15 protein-coding genes are annotated in these 17,335 nt (G+C 34.1%); 4 read left to right on the forward strand and 11 right to left on the reverse strand.

Annotated features, from left to right (window positions below):
- The first annotated feature begins 28 nt into the window (after positions 1 to 28).
- The 4 genes from panB to FT986_RS10475 all read left to right on the forward strand — a co-directional run bounded on the left by panB (position 29) and on the right by FT986_RS10475 (position 3,377).
- Positions 29 to 847: a 3-methyl-2-oxobutanoate hydroxymethyltransferase gene (gene panB / locus FT986_RS10460; protein WP_147864998.1), complete on the forward strand. Its 819-nt coding sequence runs from the start codon at positions 29 to 31 to the stop codon at positions 845 to 847.
- Positions 847 to 1,203 (forward strand): SdpI family protein, encoded by a 357-nt coding sequence (locus FT986_RS10465; RefSeq protein WP_147864999.1) that lies wholly within the window; start codon positions 847 to 849, stop codon positions 1,201 to 1,203. Before panB ends, FT986_RS10465 begins: the two co-directional genes overlap by 1 nt.
- Positions 1,204 to 1,212: 9 nt before the next feature.
- The gene (locus tag FT986_RS10470; RefSeq protein WP_370451167.1) at positions 1,213 to 1,917 is read left to right on the forward strand and encodes an RluA family pseudouridine synthase; all 705 of its coding nucleotides are present in this window, start codon (positions 1,213 to 1,215) and stop codon (positions 1,915 to 1,917) included.
- Positions 1,918 to 1,997: 80 nt separating this feature from the next.
- A complete protein-coding gene (locus FT986_RS10475; RefSeq protein WP_147865001.1) occupies positions 1,998 to 3,377 on the forward strand; it encodes an aldehyde dehydrogenase in 1,380 nt (459 codons plus the stop codon).
- Positions 3,378 to 3,711: 334 nt separating this feature from the next.
- Here the strand turns inward: FT986_RS10475 and FT986_RS10480 are convergent, their stop codons facing one another.
- From FT986_RS10480 to FT986_RS10530, 11 genes are all read right to left on the reverse strand, one after another.
- Positions 3,712 to 4,569 (reverse strand): biotin-dependent carboxyltransferase family protein, encoded by an 858-nt coding sequence (locus FT986_RS10480; protein WP_147865002.1) that lies wholly within the window; start codon positions 4,567 to 4,569, stop codon positions 3,712 to 3,714.
- A complete protein-coding gene (gene pxpB / locus FT986_RS10485) occupies positions 4,560 to 5,294 on the reverse strand; it encodes a 5-oxoprolinase subunit PxpB (RefSeq protein ID WP_147865003.1) in 735 nt (244 codons plus the stop codon). Before pxpB ends, FT986_RS10480 begins: the two co-directional genes overlap by 10 nt.
- A gap of 12 nt (positions 5,295 to 5,306) precedes the next feature.
- Positions 5,307 to 6,020: a 5-oxoprolinase subunit PxpA gene (gene pxpA / locus FT986_RS10490; RefSeq protein WP_147865004.1), complete on the reverse strand. Its 714-nt coding sequence runs from the start codon at positions 6,018 to 6,020 to the stop codon at positions 5,307 to 5,309.
- Between the two features lie 2 nt (positions 6,021 to 6,022).
- Positions 6,023 to 7,180 carry a DUF2891 domain-containing protein gene (locus FT986_RS10495; protein WP_147865005.1) on the reverse strand — a complete coding sequence of 386 codons (1,158 nt, stop codon included), beginning with the start codon at positions 7,178 to 7,180 and terminating at the stop codon, positions 6,023 to 6,025.
- Positions 7,181 to 7,183: 3 nt separating this feature from the next.
- Positions 7,184 to 8,722, reverse strand: coding sequence for a YifB family Mg chelatase-like AAA ATPase (locus tag FT986_RS10500; RefSeq protein ID WP_147865006.1), 1,539 nt, complete (start codon positions 8,720 to 8,722; stop codon positions 7,184 to 7,186).
- Between the two features lie 245 nt (positions 8,723 to 8,967).
- Positions 8,968 to 10,578 (reverse strand): glucose-6-phosphate isomerase, encoded by a 1,611-nt coding sequence (pgi, locus tag FT986_RS10505; protein WP_147865007.1) that lies wholly within the window; start codon positions 10,576 to 10,578, stop codon positions 8,968 to 8,970.
- Positions 10,559 to 11,428 carry a BadF/BadG/BcrA/BcrD ATPase family protein gene (locus tag FT986_RS10510; protein WP_147865008.1) on the reverse strand — a complete coding sequence of 290 codons (870 nt, stop codon included), beginning with the start codon at positions 11,426 to 11,428 and terminating at the stop codon, positions 10,559 to 10,561. Before FT986_RS10510 ends, pgi begins: the two co-directional genes overlap by 20 nt.
- Positions 11,429 to 11,432: 4 nt before the next feature.
- Positions 11,433 to 12,437, reverse strand: a complete 1,005-nt coding sequence (gene gap, locus FT986_RS10515) for a type I glyceraldehyde-3-phosphate dehydrogenase (protein ID WP_147865009.1) — start codon at positions 12,435 to 12,437, stop codon at positions 11,433 to 11,435.
- A 3-nt stretch (positions 12,438 to 12,440) separates the two neighbouring features.
- A complete protein-coding gene (gene pfkA / locus FT986_RS10520; RefSeq protein WP_147865010.1) occupies positions 12,441 to 13,427 on the reverse strand; it encodes a 6-phosphofructokinase in 987 nt (328 codons plus the stop codon).
- 86 nt (positions 13,428 to 13,513) lie between these two features.
- Positions 13,514 to 15,322: a DUF885 family protein gene (locus FT986_RS10525; RefSeq protein ID WP_147865011.1), complete on the reverse strand. Its 1,809-nt coding sequence runs from the start codon at positions 15,320 to 15,322 to the stop codon at positions 13,514 to 13,516.
- Positions 15,323 to 15,326: 4 nt separating this feature from the next.
- Positions 15,327 to 17,189 carry a CocE/NonD family hydrolase gene (locus tag FT986_RS10530; RefSeq protein ID WP_147865012.1) on the reverse strand — a complete coding sequence of 621 codons (1,863 nt, stop codon included), beginning with the start codon at positions 17,187 to 17,189 and terminating at the stop codon, positions 15,327 to 15,329.
- Between the last annotated feature and the right edge of the window lie 146 nt (positions 17,190 to 17,335).

Genomic DNA, 17,335 nt, shown 5'->3' on the forward strand with positions numbered 1-17,335 from the left:
CTTTTACAACAACTTAAAACAAAAAAGCATGTCTGTTGCAAAAAAAGAATATAAAAGAGTAACGGTAAAATCACTAGTTGATATGAAAGCCAATGGAGAAAAAATCTCTATGCTTACCGCTTACGATTATACGATGGCGAAAATTGTTGATGGTGCTGGGATTGATGTCATTTTAGTAGGAGATTCTGCTTCAAATGTAATGGCGGGTCATGAAACCACCTTGCCTATTACATTAGACCAAATGATTTACCACGCTTCTTCTGTGGTTCGCGCTATCGATAGATCTCTTGTGGTGGTAGATTTACCATTTGGAAGCTACCAAAGTGATCCTAAGGAAGCTTTACGTTCTGCGATTAGAATTATGAAAGAAAGCGGCGGACATGCAGTTAAACTAGAGGGTGGTAAAGAAGTGAAAGAATCTATTAAGCGTATTTTAAATGCTGGGATTCCGGTGATGGGACACTTAGGTTTAACTCCACAATCTATATATAAATTTGGTACTTACACGGTAAGAGCTAAGGAGGAAGAAGAAGCTATAAAGCTAAAAGAAGATGCTAAACTCTTAGAAAAAATAGGTTGTTTCTCTATTGTATTAGAAAAAGTACCCGCAAAGTTAGCACAAGAAGTAGCTGAGAGTGTTTCTATTCCCGTTATCGGAATAGGTGCTGGTGGTGGCGTTGACGGACAGGTGTTGGTGGTACACGATATGATAGGAATGACACACGAATTTAATCCGCGTTTTTTACGTCGTTATTTAGACTTATACAGTGAAATGACCACAGCCTTTCAACAATACAATAAAGATGTAAAATCATCAGATTTTCCTAACGACAAGGAACAGTATTAATGGAAACATCTGCCATAGGACCTTTTCTAATCCTTGATGCCTTAACAGGTATTATATTTATTATTGTAGGTCTTATGATGCTAAAATATCCACCTAAAGAAATTAATTCACTTTACGGATACCGAACTGAAAAATCTATGAAATCTCAAGAAGCTTGGGATTTTGCTCAAATTTTTTCCTCTAAATTAATGATTAAAACTGGAGTGTTCTTAAGTCTAGTAGGTTTGTTAGGATATGTATTTCTTGAAGTTTCATTTTTACTAGAAGTGATTTTAGCGAGTATTGCTTTTACTCTAGGTTTATGCGCACTTTTTTATTATACTGAAAGTGAATTAGATAAATTCCCTAAAAATTAAAATATTACATTGAGTAAAATTATTTCTACCCCACAAAACTTGCAAGTGATTTATGAAGACAATCACCTTATTGTCATTAATAAACGCGCAGGAGATTTAGTCCAAGGGGACAAAACAGGGGATATTCCGTTAAGTGAAACGGTAAAATCTTATTTAAAAGAAAAATACAATAAACCTGGGAATGTTTACCTAGGAGTGGTTCATCGCTTAGATCGGCCAACTACAGGTATTGTTTTATTTGCAAAAACCTCTAAAGCCTTACCTCGACTTAATAAAATTTTTGCCCAAAAAGAAAATCAAAAAACCTATTGGGCGATGGTACAGAAAACCCCATCTCCAAAAAACGGTACGCTTATTCACTTTCTTAAACGCAATCCTAAACAAAATAAATCTTACGCGCATATTAATGAGGTTCCCGATAGTAAAAAAGGAACACTTCACTATAAAACCCTGCAAGAACTAGATCGTTATACTTTATTAGAAATTGATTTAGAAACGGGGAGACATCACCAAATTCGGAGTCAGCTTTCTAGTATTGGCTCTCCCATAAAAGGAGATTTAAAGTATGGTTTTAACAGAAGTAATGCAGATGCTAGTATTCATTTACACGCTAGAAAATTAACGCTCATTCATCCGGTTTTAAAAGAAGAAATGACATTTACAGCTCCACTGCCTAAAGATTCGCTTTGGGATGCTGTGAAAGAGAAATCATAAAATAAGCGTTAAATTCTTTCATTTCTTTACCATATTCAATGCTTTTCATTTACTTACAGTAGGTAAAATTCCGTAAAGAAATGAGTCAGCATATCAAAGGTATTCACGATAAACAAGTAGAGTTCTATATAAAAAATGGATCGCTCTCTGTTAAAGAACGCATTCAGCAACTTAAAAAACTTAAATCTGAAATTAATTTCCGTGAAAACGAAATCATAGAAGCTTTAAAACTCGATTTTCAAAAACCTATGTTTGAAAGCATGGTAACCGAAATTATTGTGGTTTATAAAGAATTAGATTTATTTATTAAGAATTTAGAAAGTTGGTCTCAGCCTAAAAGTGTACGATCTAGTATTTTAAATTTTCCCTCTTCAGATAAAATTTACCATCGACCCTACGGAAATGTGCTAATTATCGCTCCGTGGAATTATCCTTTTCAGTTAGCCATAAATCCTTTTATTGCCGCCATAGCCACAGGAAATACGGTTACATTAAAACCATCAGAATTAACTCCGCATACCTCCACTATTTTAGAAAAAATCATTAAAAAAATCTTTACGGAAAAGCAAGCAACGGTCATACAAGGAGACAAGGAAGTCGCCCAACAACTATTAGGTTTAAAATGGAACTACATTTTCTTCACTGGAAGTGTTGCTGTAGGTAAAATCGTGCATCAAGCAGCATCACAACACCTTACCCCTGTCACTTTAGAGTTAGGCGGAAAGAATCCTTGCGTAGTAGAAGCTTCGGCAAAAATTCAACTAACTGCCAAACGCATTGTATGGGGAAAATTTTTAAATGCCGGACAAACCTGTATTGCACCAGATTATATTTTGGTAGAAAAAAGTATAAAACTAGCGTTAATTAAAGCCTTAAAAGAGGAAATCATAGCAGCTTATGGCAAAAATAGTATTGACTCACCAGATTATGCGAGAATTATAAATCAATCCCATTTTGAACGTTTAAAAAATCTAATAGATGAAGAGAAAGTGCTTTTTGGCGGTCAAACCGATGCTGACGAAAATTTTATTGCGCCCACACTAATCGATGAACCTCAACAAAGTGATAAAATTATGGAAGATGAAATTTTCGGACCACTACTTCCTATTATATCTTATGAAAACGAAAGTGATTTAAAAAAGATCATTCGGTCTTATTCTACGCCATTAGCTTTTTTCGTTTTCACGGAAAATAAATCGTTTGCAAATAAAATTATGGAACAATTTCCGTTTGGCGGAGGTGTCATTAACGACGTGGTTATTCACTTTGCCAATGAAAAATTACCTTTTGGCGGACTTGGAAACAGCGGAATTGGAGCTTACCACGGCAAACACAGTTTTTATTGTTTTACTCACCAACAAGCTGTTGTAAATCGAAAGACTTGGTTAGATATTCCGTTTAGATATGCTCCCTACCACAACAAACTAAAATGGCTTAAAAAATTTAAAAACTGGTTATAGAGGTAAAATGTGGTAAAAACCAATGAGTATTCTTTTTTATCGCATACCCCATTATTATATTGTATTAAAAATAAATAGCTTTAGGCATTTCCATATAGTTTCTAATAAATACTCCAATTCTATCTGTTGGATCAACCAGAATGTTTAGATAACCTCCTAGTGAAAATACACCGAAAACACACCGAGTCCACACTCAATCCACACTTTTACACTAAAACTATGGATTCAATGTGATTTGATGATGTGTTAGATCATTTATCAATCTAAATTTGAAAGCTTAAGTGAGTGAGAAATATTTACCTAGTAAACTGAATTGCAACAGTTAACACTTGAATCAATCTTCATCTATCAACTTCAATTGCAAGCTATCGCCCTGCCTCTTTTGTGCTAACACATTGATGCTATCTTCAGTTAACTGAAAAATTCTAGAATATCCGCCCGTAGTTTGTGCATCTCGCATAAGAATAATCAAATTGCCATCTGGTGTAAATTGTACGGTACCTGGCAACACAGGCTGCGACAACATTCCCTCTAAGGTATTAGGAAACTGTTCTTGTAGTTGATAAGCCATTCGGCTATTGTTTTTGGAGATCGTCAACTCAGTACTCAAAATCTGCTCTTGCAAGACTGAAGGAACTTGATCCCATTCGGGTCCTTTAAAAACCTCTATATTTGATGATGTAAGTTCTTTATTTTTATACTTTACGGAAGCAAAATCTACCAATTTTAAACCTTCATTTTCAGAAATTGGTATTAGCTCTCCCTTTTGAATGGAGGAAGCTTTTGTAACCGGATAAAACTGACTCCTACTCTCAAGCCGTACTTCTGTTTGAAAACCTCCAAAAATCGCCAAATACAACCTCGCTCCTTTCGTTATTTGTTTTATGTGAAGTCTATCTCCTTTTTTTACTTTAAATGGTTTTAAAAGGCTTATTTCATTTCCGTTTAAACGGATATTGGCTTCAATTCCCACCAAAACTATAAAGGCATCCTTTGTAAACTCCAATAACGGTCCCAATAAAGTGATTTCCATAACCGCTTTAAACCCTTCATTACCTACTAACAGATTAGCTATTTTTGCAGAATAACGATCCATAGCACCACTTTTCGGAACTCCCAATTGAGCGTAACCAAATCTTCCTCTATCCTGTATTGAGGTTAATAAACCTTTTTCTATCACTTTTATTCCCATTCTTTCACTTTTTCTAACTGGTATTTACCCCATTCGATTTTATTCAAAATGTCCTGATGTTCTTCTAAGCTTACTGCCTTAAATTTTATTTGATCTCCCGCCGAAAATGGTGTCGGTTTTTTTAATGAAGCGTCGAATAATGTCAGTGGACAATTACCGATAATTTGCCAACCTCCAGCTGAAATTTGAGGGTATATTCCTGTCTGTTTTTCTCCTATTCCGACACTGCCTTTTTCCACCCTTAATCTTGGTGTTTTTTTCCTTGAAATTTGGAGTGATTTTGGTAAGCCTCCTAAGTATAAAAAGCCTGGTAAGAACCCCATAAAATAGAGCGTATAAATTGGGGTGGTATGAGTTGAGATAAACTCTTCAACTTCTAATTTCTTTTGAGCACAAACTTCTTCTAAATCGAGAGAGAATTTCTCATGATAACACACAGGAAGAATGTATTTGCTTCCTTTATAAATCTTATCTATATTAGCTTTCTTCAACAAGTCTTTTAACACTGATATTTCATCATAAATATTATTTATAGCAAATACATAATTAATTATTAACGAGTTATATGTGTTATTTACCTCAACAATTTCTTTAAGTTTAATTTCTTCTATATTTTTCTTCACATACAGAATTTCAGAAAGAATATTTACATCCATTTTATCCTCCCAAAGAATTAAAATAGCTCTATTCCCAAACTGTGTAAACTGTAATTTATCTATATTCATATATCAACTTTTTTACTGTTTTTTATGGAGTGAACTATATAAATATTCTAAAATTTCTACTGAATTTTCAGTATCGCTATGTATACAAATGGTATCAATTTTTTGATTTAAAATTACCCCGTTTAGTGTGATAATTTTGCTCTCTAAACCCATCAATTTTACCTTTTCCAAAATCTGATTTTTATCGTGTAAAACAGCTCCCGTTTTACCTCTAGAAACCAAACTCAAATCTTCTTCATAAGCTCGGTCTGCAAATCCTTCAATTAAGGTTTTTATTTTGTTTTTTGCTTCCTCTTCTATAACAGATTTAGGCGGAACAAATAGCACCAATACATCATCAATTTCTTTAACTAAATCAATCATCATGAGTGATTTTTCTTTATCATATTTCAGCTCATTGTAGAGCGCCCCGTGAGGTTTGATATGATGAAGCTTCTCCCCTAGCCTCTCTACTGTATCTTTTATTAGTAAAATTTGAGTTTTAAGCGACTTTCGTAAATCTTTTAAGCTCATATCCATCTTTTTCCTACCAAAGTTCTCTACATCGGGATATGAAGGATGCGCGCCTATGTTTACATTATTTTTAATCGCTAATTGCACCGCCTCCAAAACAGTCTGTTTATTACCAAAATGTCCGCCACAAGCAACGTTACAATACGAAATGAGAGGCATTAGCCTCTCATCGTATTTACCTCCTTCTGCTAAATCGCAGTTAAATTTTATCATTGTTATTTGTTCTTTCGTTTGTTATATGCATAAATAGCAAAGGTGGTTAACCAATGACCTCCTTCGTAAGAATCATCTGTAAGGTTAGAGAAAGAGGAAGACAAATGCTTTTCAGCCACAGGCTTAAGGTGGCTAAAATTATCATATTTAGCGGCAAGACTAAACAACACAGCTGCTCGGCTAAAATTAAGTCCGTCTAAATGAACTAATTTTCCATCTTTTCGATCTGAAACTTCTCCTATTTCCAAATCAAAATCCTTATTAGAAATTTCAGGCATAAAATCTTTAAGCCATAACTTAAATGTTTGCTCTGCCAAGACATTTTGCATTAAATGTATTTCTTCTAGACAAGGAGAAAGAAAATCGAAACCTCCTGGCTCCCAAGCAATAGGACAATTATCATCTGATAAATAAAAGTCTTTGGCTCTTGTAGCTATTAAATCCTTTAATTTTTGGTTCTCTGTGGCTACTGCATAATCATAAGCAAAACTCATCCCAAAGGCTGTATTTTCGTGTTCTCCCGTACGAATAGGGTAATTTAATTTAGGTAAAAATGCTTGATAATTGCTTACTATTTTCTTTGTTAGAGGTGCTAAATTTGCCTCTAACTCCTTTGCCATAGGGTCTTCCCAAGTATGAATCTCTTGTGCTAATTTTAATAACCAAGCCCAGCCGTAAGTACGTTCGTAAGTTTTATTCTGCTCTTTATTAAAATAGGCTAACTCTTGTTCTATGTTCTCTTTTGAAAGATGATCTTGAAGTAATTGCTTAATCTCTTCCGCTTTAGCGAGATTAGGAAATTGTTTTAACAGACTTATTAAACTCCAATGTGCATGAACCGAAGAATGCCAATCAAAACAACCGTAAAAAGCTGGGTGTAACTCACTAGGTTTTTGTAGGTCGTTTTCTGAAGCTAAAATTTGCCCTAACTTATTAGGAAACTCTTGCTCTAAACACGCCATAGGCATCTTTACTAACTTTTCGGCTTGTTCTAAACTAAGAACCACAGGCTCCACTTCTGTCATTTTAGAAGAGATATCTTCTACAATGCTAGTATCTTTTTCTAGTTGCTGTTGATCCTGCAACGTGGTTTCTTCATTATTTTTATTCTTACAAGCTACCATCGCTATAAGACTTAATGCAATTGCTATTTTTTTCATAATTTATCCTAACCAGCCATCTCTATCTAAACTTCTATATTGAATGGCTTCACTTATATGTTCTCCGTTAATTTTTTCTGAATTCTCTAGATCGGCTATCGTTCTAGAAACTTTTAATATGCGATCATACGCTCTTGCGGAAAGATTTAAACGTTCCATAGCTGTCTTTAAGAGTTGTTTTGAAGCATCATCTAACTTACAAAACTCTCGTATTTGCCTTACTCCCATTTGAGCATTGTAATGTATATGTTCTATATCTTTAAACCGAAGCGTTTGATTTTCTCTGGCTCTGGTTACGCGCTCTCTAATTTTTACACTGCTTTCCCCTCTTCGCTCATCACTCAGCTTTTCAAAAGGAACCGGCGTTACTTCTATATGAATATCTATGCGATCTAATAAAGGTCCGCTTATTTTGCTTAAATAACGTTGCATTTCAGCTGGTGAAGAGGTAACGGGAGCATCTGGATCGTTAAAATAACCACCCGGACTAGGGTTCATACTGGCCACCAACATAAAACTTGAAGGGTAAGTTACCGTAAATTTTGCTCTAGAAATAGTTACTTCCCGATCTTCTAAAGGTTGACGCATTACTTCTAAAACACTTCGTTTAAATTCTGGTAATTCGTCTAAAAATAAAATTCCATTGTGTGACAAAGAAATTTCTCCTGGTTGCGGATATGCTCCACCTCCAACTAAAGCCACATCGGAAATCGTATGATGCGGACTCCTAAACGGACGTTCAGCCATAAGACCCACATTTTCTCTTACTTTTCCTACTACACTGTGAATTTTTGTGGTTTCCAAAGCTTCGTGGAGTGTCATAGGAGGTAATATACTCGGTAATCGTTTAGCCAACATCGTTTTTCCTGATCCTGGCGGACCAATTAAAATGATATTATGACCTCCTGCTGCGGCAATTTCCATACAGCGTTTGATAGATTCTTGACCTTTTACATCGGCAAAATCAAATTCTGGATGTTCTAAGTTTTGATAAAACTCTTCTCTCGTATTAACAATAGTAGGTTCCAATTTTTTTCCTTGATCAAAGAACTCAATTACTTCAGTAATATTTTCTACTCCATATACATCTAAACCACTAACAATTGCCGCTTCTTTAGCATTTTGCTTAGGCAGTATAAAACCTTTAAATCCTTCTTCTTTAGCTTTTATTGCGATAGGTAGAGCTCCCTTTATAGGTTGTAGACTTCCATCCAAAGAAAGTTCTCCCATAATAATATATTCTTCTATTTTTGGAGCTTTGATTTGTGAAGAAGCAGCTAAAATTCCTAATGCTAACGTCATATCGTAAGCAGAACCTTCTTTGCGTAAATCGGCTGGTGCCATATTTACAGTAATCTTCTTTCCTGGTAATTTATAGCTATTGTTTTGTAAAGCCGCGGCTATTCTAAAACTGCTTTCACGGATGGCGTTATCGGGCAAACCTACTAAATGATAGCCTATTCCTTTATCTATATTTACCTCTACGGTAATGGTGGTGGCTTCCACACCAAAAACAGCACTTCCGTAAACTTTAACCAGCATATAATTACTTTGTTTTAAAAATAAAGAATTATTTACTCATTTAAAGACATCTTATGAAAATTTAAAGAAACTTATTTTAATTGTTACAACTTAAAACTATTATAATCAAGCAAAAGAAGCTCATACTCTAAGTTGTCTTTTCAGTTTTAAATTTAGCATTCATTTATAATGCTTACTTATCTGATAAAAGAAACTGAAGATTAATGTCTATAACGTGAATTGGATACAAAATAAATAATTTACACTTATTTAGCGAAAAACTCCTGAAGTAGACTTTTCGTAGAAGAATCTAAATCTTCTTTGATTTCACCCTTATCAATTTGGTGCAAAATACTTGAAGCTAACTGCTTTCCTAGCTCTACACCCCATTGATCATAGCTGTAAATATTCCAAATTACCCCTTGCACAAAGAGTTTATGCTCATATAAAGCGATAAGACTTCCTAAAGTTTTTGGAGTTAACTGATCAATTAAAATAGTATTGGTAGGTTTATTTCCCTCAAAACATTTATAAGCTCTAATTCTCTCTTGCTCTTCAACTGAAAGATGACTGATTTCTTCTTCAATCGTTTTCCTAGATTTACCGCAAAGGAAAGCTTCAGTTTGAGCGAAAAAATTAGCCATTAGTTTATGATGGTGTTCTTTATTTCCGTGAAAGGATTTTTTAAAACCAATAAAATCACAGGGTACAAGTTTCGTTCCTTGATGAATCAATTGAAAAAAAGCATGTTGCGCGTTGGTTCCTGGTTCTCCCCAAATGATATTACCGGTTTGATAGTCTACTTTTTTTCCGTTTCGATCTATATTTTTCCCATTACTTTCCATCACGCCTTGTTGTAAGTAAGGTATAAATTTTTGTAAATATTGAGAATATGGGATAACGGCTTCCGTTTCAGTTTCGAAGAAATTATTATACCAAATGCTGATCAAAGCTAAAATCACTGGAATATTTTCTTCAAATGGGGTAGTCTCAAAATGTTCATCCATTTGTTGAGCTCCGCCAAGTAATTCCGTAAAGTTTTTATAACCAATTCCGCAACAAATAGCCAAACCTACTGCACTCCATAATGAAAACCTGCCTCCTACCCAATCCCACATGGGGAAGATATTTTCTTCTAAAATGCCAAAGTTTTTTGCTTTTTCGTTATTAGCGCTTACGGCTACAAAATGTCTAGAAATATCTTCTTCCGTAAAGTCATTTTTTGCAAACCATTTTTTTATCGTGGTGGCGTTACTCAAGGTTTCCTGTGTAGAAAAACTTTTAGAGACTACAATAAAAACCGTTCGTTCTACATCTATTTTCTTTAAAACTTCATGTACATGATCACCATCAATATTAGAAACAAAATGAACTTGTAAGTGATTTTGATAAGCTGTTAAAGCTTCCAAAACCATCTGAGAACCCAAATCACTGCCACCCACACCTATATTTACGACATACTGTATGGTTTTATTGGTTGCTCCTTTCCACTCTCCTTGAATAAGTTTTTCTGAAAAGATCTTCATCTTTTCTAAAGCAGCCTCTACATCTTTTGGTTTGTTAAGAGATCGCAATTTTGTATGTGCTGCTGCTCTATTTTCGGTAACATTTATAATTTCTCCCTCAAATTGTTTTTTTATCGCATCTTTAAGGTCTACCTCTTCACAAAGTTCTAAGAGTAATTTTTTGGTTGTGTCATTTAGTCTATTCTTAGAATAATCCATATAAAACTTATTCCATTTTATATGAAATTTATCTACACGACCATCGTCTTCCTGAAACATTTCGACCATCTTTTTATTCTTGATAGTTTTAAAATGTTCCTGAAGTTTTTCCCAAGCTTGTGTTTGTATGGGGTTAATTTTCTTTAACGCCATTTGCGATAATATTTTGATGGTATGTTATTAAATTAGTGATCGGGCGTTTTAATATTTTTCCCAACAGCAAACCTTTTTCATTTAAAATTTCTTCTATGATATCCTTCGAAAAATGTGCTATAGATCCTACAAAGTGAATTGGATATTTCTTAGATTCTTCAAATAATAAGACTCTTCTCTCTATAAACTCTTCAATTCCTTCTTTTAGAATGCGGTAAAAATAAGGGTTTATTTCTTTTTGAGTAAATATAAAAGATGCAAAATGTGCCAAATATGCATTTGGATTTTCTTGATGATATAAATGTTGCTTGATCTTGTCTGGGTTTAAATCGAATTCGGCATTAAAGGCAATAGCTATATCTTGAGGCATTTTACGATAAAAATAATCCTGTAATAACTTTTTACCAAAGAAATTACCGCTAGCTTCATCCATAATAATATAGCCTAAAGAAGCTACAGGATTCACAATTTTTTCTCCGTCATAAAAACACGTATTAGAACCCGTCCCCAATATACATACTATCGCTGGGGTTTGGGTCACCGCTTGGACAGCAGCCATAGTATCTTCTTCAACTAACACTTCTGCCTTAATAAAAAAGCTTTCTAATACTTTTTTTAGTTTAGACTTGGGAGTTTCTGTTCCGCAGCCTGCACCAAAAAAAGATAAATGATTGATTTGGTCCTTTATTTCAAAAAGTGCTTGATTTGAGTTAAGCCGACTTAAAAGTGTTTCTTCTTGAAATACAGAGGGGTTTAAACCTTTTGTTATGGTTTCTATAATAACATTTCCCGAATTGTCTATAACAACCCAGTCACATTTTGTAGAACCTCCATCTGCTATTAAGTACATGCTTTTATTTAACACTTGAGATATGAGCAGCCAAATCTACTAATTTTGTAGAATATCCAAACTCATTATCGTACCAAGATATTAACTTAAAGAAATTATTATTTAAACCTATACTTGCTTCGGCATCAAAAACACTCGTACGAGGTTCTGACACAAAGTCTTGTGAAACTACTGCTTCCTCTGTGTAGCCTAAAATTCCTTTTAAATCACCTTCAGAAGCTTTTTTTATGGTTGCTTTTAAATCGGTAAAAGAAACTGATTTTTTTGTTCTTACGGTTAAGTCAACCACGGAAACATCGGGCGTTGGAACCCTAAAAGCCATCCCAGTAAGTTTTCCGTCAAGGGCAGGAATCACTTTACCTACAGCAATGGCTGCTCCTGTAGAAGTTGGAATAATATTGGTTAACGCATTTCTACCTATTCGGTAATTTTTCTTAGAAGGCGCATCTACGGTAGATTGTGTAGAAGTGGTTGCATGAACGGTTGTCATTAAAGCTTCCTCAATCCCATAATTATCTTCAATTACTTTTGCTAAAACAGCTAAACAATTGGTGGTGCAAGAGGCGTTAGAAACTACCCTATCTTCTGGCTGCACTTCATTATGATTTACTCCCATCACAAACATAGGTGCATCTTTAGAGGGTGCAGAAATGACCACTTTTTTTGCTCCTGCAGTGATATGTTGACCTGCAGACTCTTTAGTTTTAAAAATTCCTGTACAATCGATCACCACTTCGGTATCAATCGCGTCCCATTTTAGTTGCGTGGGATCTTTTTCTGCGCTTACGCGGATTTCTTTACCGTTTACGATAAGATTTCCGTTTTTAGTGGTAATTTCTCCCGGAAATTTTCCGTGAACGGAATCATATTTTAGTAAATACGCTAAATGTTCTACATCTACTAAATCGTTAATTCCAACAATATTTATATCTTCTCTTTGGCTGGCAACTCTAAAGGTTAACCTACCAATTCTACCAAAACCATTAATGGCTATATTTAATTTTTTCATCTCTTATATCGATATTATATCGGCAACTTTTAATAAGTCCCAATCAATTTCATTTGTTCCTTCTATTGCTTCTTTAAATGAAGTTACTACAATTTTTTTATGTTTTACTCCTACCATCACATCCTTCTTATTTGCTAAAAGCACATCTACAGCGCCAACTCCTAATCTGCTTGCTAATACTCTATCATAACAACTTGGAGAACCACCTCTTTGAATATGACCTAATACGGTAACTCTCACTTCGTAATCATTAAGGTTACTTTCTATATATTGAGCTAATTCAAAAATATTCTTACCTATTTGATCGCCTTCAGAAACCACTACGATACTCGATGTTTTCCCCGATTTTCTACTTTTTGATAAAGACTCTACTAAACGATCTTTTCCTAAATTTTCTTCAGGAATTAGAATTTCTTCCGCTCCAGCGCCAATTCCTGCATTTAAAGCGATATCGCCTGCATTTCTTCCCATAACTTCTACTAAAAATAGTCGGTTATGAGAATTGGCTGTATCTCTAATCTTATCTATTGCTTCAACCACCGTGTTTAACGCGGTATCGTAACCAATGGTAAAATCGGTTCCATTAATATCGTTATCGATTGTTCCTGGAATACCCACGATTGGAAAATCAAATTCCTCATTAAAAACTGAAGCTCCAGTAAATGTACCATCTCCACCAATAACAATTAGTGCATCAATTTCATTATCCTTAAGATGATGAAAAGCTTTTGCCCTTCCTTCAGGAGTCATAAAATCTTTAGACCGAGCTGATTTTAAAAAGGTACCTCCTTTATTAATGATGTTTTTTACTGATCTCGCTCCTAACAGAGTAAAATCACCTTCAACCAAACCTTGATAACCTCTATAAATACCAACGCATTCTTTATCATAAAATACACAGGCTCTAACTACTGCTCGAATAGCGGCGTTCATCCCCGGTGCATCTCCACCAGAAGTAAGTACGCCTATCTTTTTAAGGTTTGTTTTCATCTTCTCAAAGTTATTTGATTTTATTTTAAAAGCCTATTAAAACTTAGCTAAAAAAAAACCTCTTTTTAGTAAAGAGGCTTTTTGATTTATTTATTTTCTTCGATATAGGTATCGACTTCATCTTCTAAATAAGTAAGCGGTAGCGGCCCTTGAGAAAGAATGGCATCGTGAAAATCTCTAATATCAAATTTATCTTTAAGTTCTTTTTTTGCCTTCCCTCTAAGTTCTAAGATTTTAAGCATTCCTATTTTATATGCCGTTGCTTGTCCTGGCATCACAATATGTCTTTCAACCATTTTTATACAGTCACTTTCTTCATTAGGCGTATTGCTTTTATAATAAGCTATGCCGTCTTCTCGAGACCATTTTTTAGCGTGAATCCCTGTATCTACTACCAATCGGCATGCGCGCCAAAGTTCCATAGCTAATCTTCCAAAATCTGAATAAGGATCTTGATAAAAACCTATCTCTTTTGGTAAAAATTCGGTGTAAAGTCCCCAACCTTCTACATAAGCTGTATAGAAATTAAATTTTCTAAAGGAGGGAATACTATCTAATTCTTGTGCGATAGCGATTTGCATATGGTGTCCTGGAATTCCTTCGTGGTAAGCCAACGCTTCCAATTGATATTTAGGCATAGCTTTCATATTATACAAATTTGCATAATAAGTCCCTGGTCTTGATCCATCTAATGCTGGAGCTTGATAAAAAGCTTTTCCTGCACTTTTCTCTCTAAAAGCTTCTACGGCTTTTACTTTAATATCAGCTTCGGGAAGCGTATGGAATAACTCTCCCAATCTTCCCTTCATCGTATTGATAGTTTTCTTTGCTTCCGCTAAGTAAGCCGCCTTTCCTTCTTCGGTTTTATCGTAATAGAACTGTGGATCGTTACGCATAAACTCGAAGAAATCTTCTAAAGAACCTTTAAAACCAACTTTGTCTTTAATGGTTATCATTTCTTTATGAATTCTTTCCACTTCACGTAAACCAATATTATGAATTTCATCGGCAGTTAAATTGGTAGTAGTCACTCGTTTTAAACTGTTGTTATAAAATTCATCTCCCTTAGGAAATTTCCAAACACCAGCATCAGATGTTGCTCTTTGATTTTGATCCTGTAGAGTTTCAATTAAGGTTTTGTAAGCCGGAGCTACATGAGTTAATAAAACTTTTTTAGCTTCTTCCTTTAACTGTTTTTTCTCTTCTTGGCTAAGTTTTAAGTCCTCAACTTTTTTGCTAAAATCTTCCCATAACGTGCTTTCTTTCTTAACTCTTTCAAATGGAAATCCTTTTATCACATTTTGTGCATCATCGATAACTTTAGTGAAAACAAATTTAGGAGGTAAAATTCCATTTTTTTCTCTAATTTTTAAACGTTCAGAAATGTCTTCAAACGCTTTTTTCATTCCGTTTAAACGAGAAATATAAGCCTTCGCATCTTCTATTGAATCTATTTGATGCATATTAATAAGAAATGCAGGTAATTCTGCCTGATACCCATGCATTTGATTAACAGGGTAGTCATAAAAACGATACTTATAATCTGCAATATCGTTTTCCAGTTTATCTTTCATCAACTCGTAACTGAGTTGATTTTCTTTTGATAACTTAGAAGTTTGAATACTGTCTTTTAAATAAGTTAATCTTATTTTGCTCTTTTCTAAATCTTTAGGGTATTTTTCATTCGAAAAATCGTCCCATTGATCATTTTTTTCTTTTTTACCAAGACGAGTCAGCATCATAGGTGAATCATCTACATCTTCTTTAAAAGCTTTTTCAAAGAACCTTTCTATCTTTTCATTTTCTGAATTGTTACTTTGCTGAGATATTTTTTCCTCCTTTTCTTGGCAAGAGAATAAAGTTATAGCACTTAAAATTAAAACATACTTCTTCATAAAACTACTTTTTTAACCACTGAAATTCTACTGAAGAATCGCCGTAAACCGTATGGGTTTGTTTTTTAAAATCTTCTTTTTTAGCCTTGAAAATATTGGGTACATACGTTTGCGGATTTAAGTCTATTAACGGAAACCAAGTACTCTGAATTTGAATCTGTAACTTATGTCCTTTTTTAAACGTATGGTGTATGTCTTGAAGTTTAATATTTACTGCAGTCTTTTCATTAGCTATAAATGGTTTTGGATTTTCAAAACTATCTCTAAATCTACCACGAAGCACTTCACTACGCACCATCATATGGTAATTACTCATTTTTAAATATTCTTGAGTTTCTTCAGTATCTTCAGCATCATTAGGGTAAACATCGATTACTTTTACAACCCAATCTGCAGCTGTTCCTGTAGTTGCTACTTTTAATTTGGCCATAATTTCTCCCGCTAATGTCATATCTTCTTCAAGCACTTCAGTTTCAAAAACTAGTACATCTGGTCTTCTTGCTGAAAAACGCTGATCATCTGTCATATATTTTCTTGGTGTAAATACCATTTTAATATCTTCAGAATAAGGAACAGGTTTTTTAGGATCACTCACAAATTCTACCTTTTGATTAGGTTTTGGTAGCGTATTTAGTTTTTGGTTTTCTCCTAAATAATACTTTTTATTGGTTATTTCTTTTGGAGGCCAGTTTTCATAAGTCTTCCATTCTCTTAAACCTGTATCATACATAGTTGCTTCCGCTAAGGCAGATTCTTTATGCTTTCCGTTCCCTTTTAAAAAGTGATTAAAAAATCTAGTTTCTACGTTTTTTTGGTAGTTGAGAGAAATATCATCTCCAAAATATACATTTCCTATCGCTTGTCTTTTTTTATTTCTAGCCCAGTCTCCATGACTCCACGGTCCGAAAACTAAGGTGTTGTAATTTTTATTATTGGCTTCTATATTTTTATAAGTTTCAAAAGGTCCGTAAAGATCTTCTGCATCAAAAAGTCCTCCTACCACCATAACGGCAGGCTTAATTTTCACTTCACCTAAATGCTGAATGATTCCTCTTTTTTGCCAAAACTCATCGTAATTTGGATGGTCTTTTAACTGCTGCCAGAATATATTATCTTCTTTATAGTATTCATCTAACTGACTGATGGGTGTATTCTCTAAGAAGAATTGGTATTGATCCTTGCTATCTAACTTTGGAAATTGAAACCAGTTTTTATCTGTTGGACCTTCTTGCTGATAACCAAAAAGTGCTGTTGCTCTCCAATAGCTTAATAAATAAGCACCATTGTGATGAAAATCATCAAAAAAGAAATCACCAATACATGCTTGTGGAGATGCAGCTTTTAAAGCTGGATGTTCTGAAAGTAAAGAATAAGTAGCATAAAAACCAGGATATGAAATTCCCCATGTCCCTACTCTACCATTGTTATTTTCTACATTATTAATTAACCATTCTATAGTGTCATAGGTATCACTAGCTTCATCAATTTCTTTTCCTTTTTTATTGGGAATGTAAGCACGCATATTATCATAAGTTCCTTCACTCATCCAACGTCCGCGTACATCTTGATAAACGATTATATTTCCTTCTTTCATTAAAAACTCATTAGGTCCTATTTTTGAACGAAATTGATCTTCACCATAAGGACGAGAACTATAAGGCGTTCTCTGCATAATGATAGGGTATTCTTTAGAAGTGTCTTTTGGAGAGTAAATGGTAGTATGCAATTTTATACCATCTCTCATTTCTATATCAACTTCTTGTTTTACGTAATGATCTCTAATGTTATAATCATTTTCTTGGGCATACACTTGAAAAGATAAAACACTTACAAACAGTAGGACTAATAAATTTAATTTGGCTTTCATTCAGTTATTTTTTTAAGAAATCGCTTAAAGATACTATAATTTATACAGAGAAAAAGACTATCGAAATCTTGTAAATATCTAAATAACTCTATTTCAGAAATATAAAATTTAAAAACATAGGTTATAATTTTTTAAATAATGTCTAA

Origin of the sequence: Mesonia sp. K4-1, from assembly GCF_008017825.1 — a bacterium.
GTDB lineage: Bacteria > Bacteroidota > Bacteroidia > Flavobacteriales > Flavobacteriaceae > Mesonia.

Bases quoted from the DNA above. Each gene is read 5' to 3' on its own strand.
- panB (WP_147864998.1), top strand. From the start codon at position 29: ATGTCTGTTGCAAAAAAAGAATATAAAAGAGTAACGGTAAAATCACTA.
- FT986_RS10465 (WP_147864999.1), top strand. From the start codon at position 847: ATGGAAACATCTGCCATAGGACCTTTTCTAATCCTTGATGCCTTAACA.
- FT986_RS10475 (WP_147865001.1), top strand. From the start codon at position 1,998: ATGAGTCAGCATATCAAAGGTATTCACGATAAACAAGTAGAGTTCTAT.
- FT986_RS10480 (WP_147865002.1), bottom strand. From the start codon at position 4,569: ATGGGAATAAAAGTGATAGAAAAAGGTTTATTAACCTCAATACAGGAT.
- pxpB (WP_147865003.1), bottom strand. From the start codon at position 5,294: ATGAATATAGATAAATTACAGTTTACACAGTTTGGGAATAGAGCTATT.
- pxpA (WP_147865004.1), bottom strand. From the start codon at position 6,020: ATGATAAAATTTAACTGCGATTTAGCAGAAGGAGGTAAATACGATGAG.
- FT986_RS10495 (WP_147865005.1), bottom strand. From the start codon at position 7,180: ATGAAAAAAATAGCAATTGCATTAAGTCTTATAGCGATGGTAGCTTGT.
- FT986_RS10500 (WP_147865006.1), bottom strand. From the start codon at position 8,722: ATGCTGGTTAAAGTTTACGGAAGTGCTGTTTTTGGTGTGGAAGCCACC.
- pgi (WP_147865007.1), bottom strand. From the start codon at position 10,578: ATGGCGTTAAAGAAAATTAACCCCATACAAACACAAGCTTGGGAAAAA.
- FT986_RS10510 (WP_147865008.1), bottom strand. From the start codon at position 11,428: ATGTACTTAATAGCAGATGGAGGTTCTACAAAATGTGACTGGGTTGTT.
- gap (WP_147865009.1), bottom strand. From the start codon at position 12,437: ATGAAAAAATTAAATATAGCCATTAATGGTTTTGGTAGAATTGGTAGG.
- pfkA (WP_147865010.1), bottom strand. From the start codon at position 13,427: ATGAAAACAAACCTTAAAAAGATAGGCGTACTTACTTCTGGTGGAGAT.
- FT986_RS10525 (WP_147865011.1), bottom strand. From the start codon at position 15,322: ATGAAGAAGTATGTTTTAATTTTAAGTGCTATAACTTTATTCTCTTGC.
- FT986_RS10530 (WP_147865012.1), bottom strand. From the start codon at position 17,189: ATGAAAGCCAAATTAAATTTATTAGTCCTACTGTTTGTAAGTGTTTTA.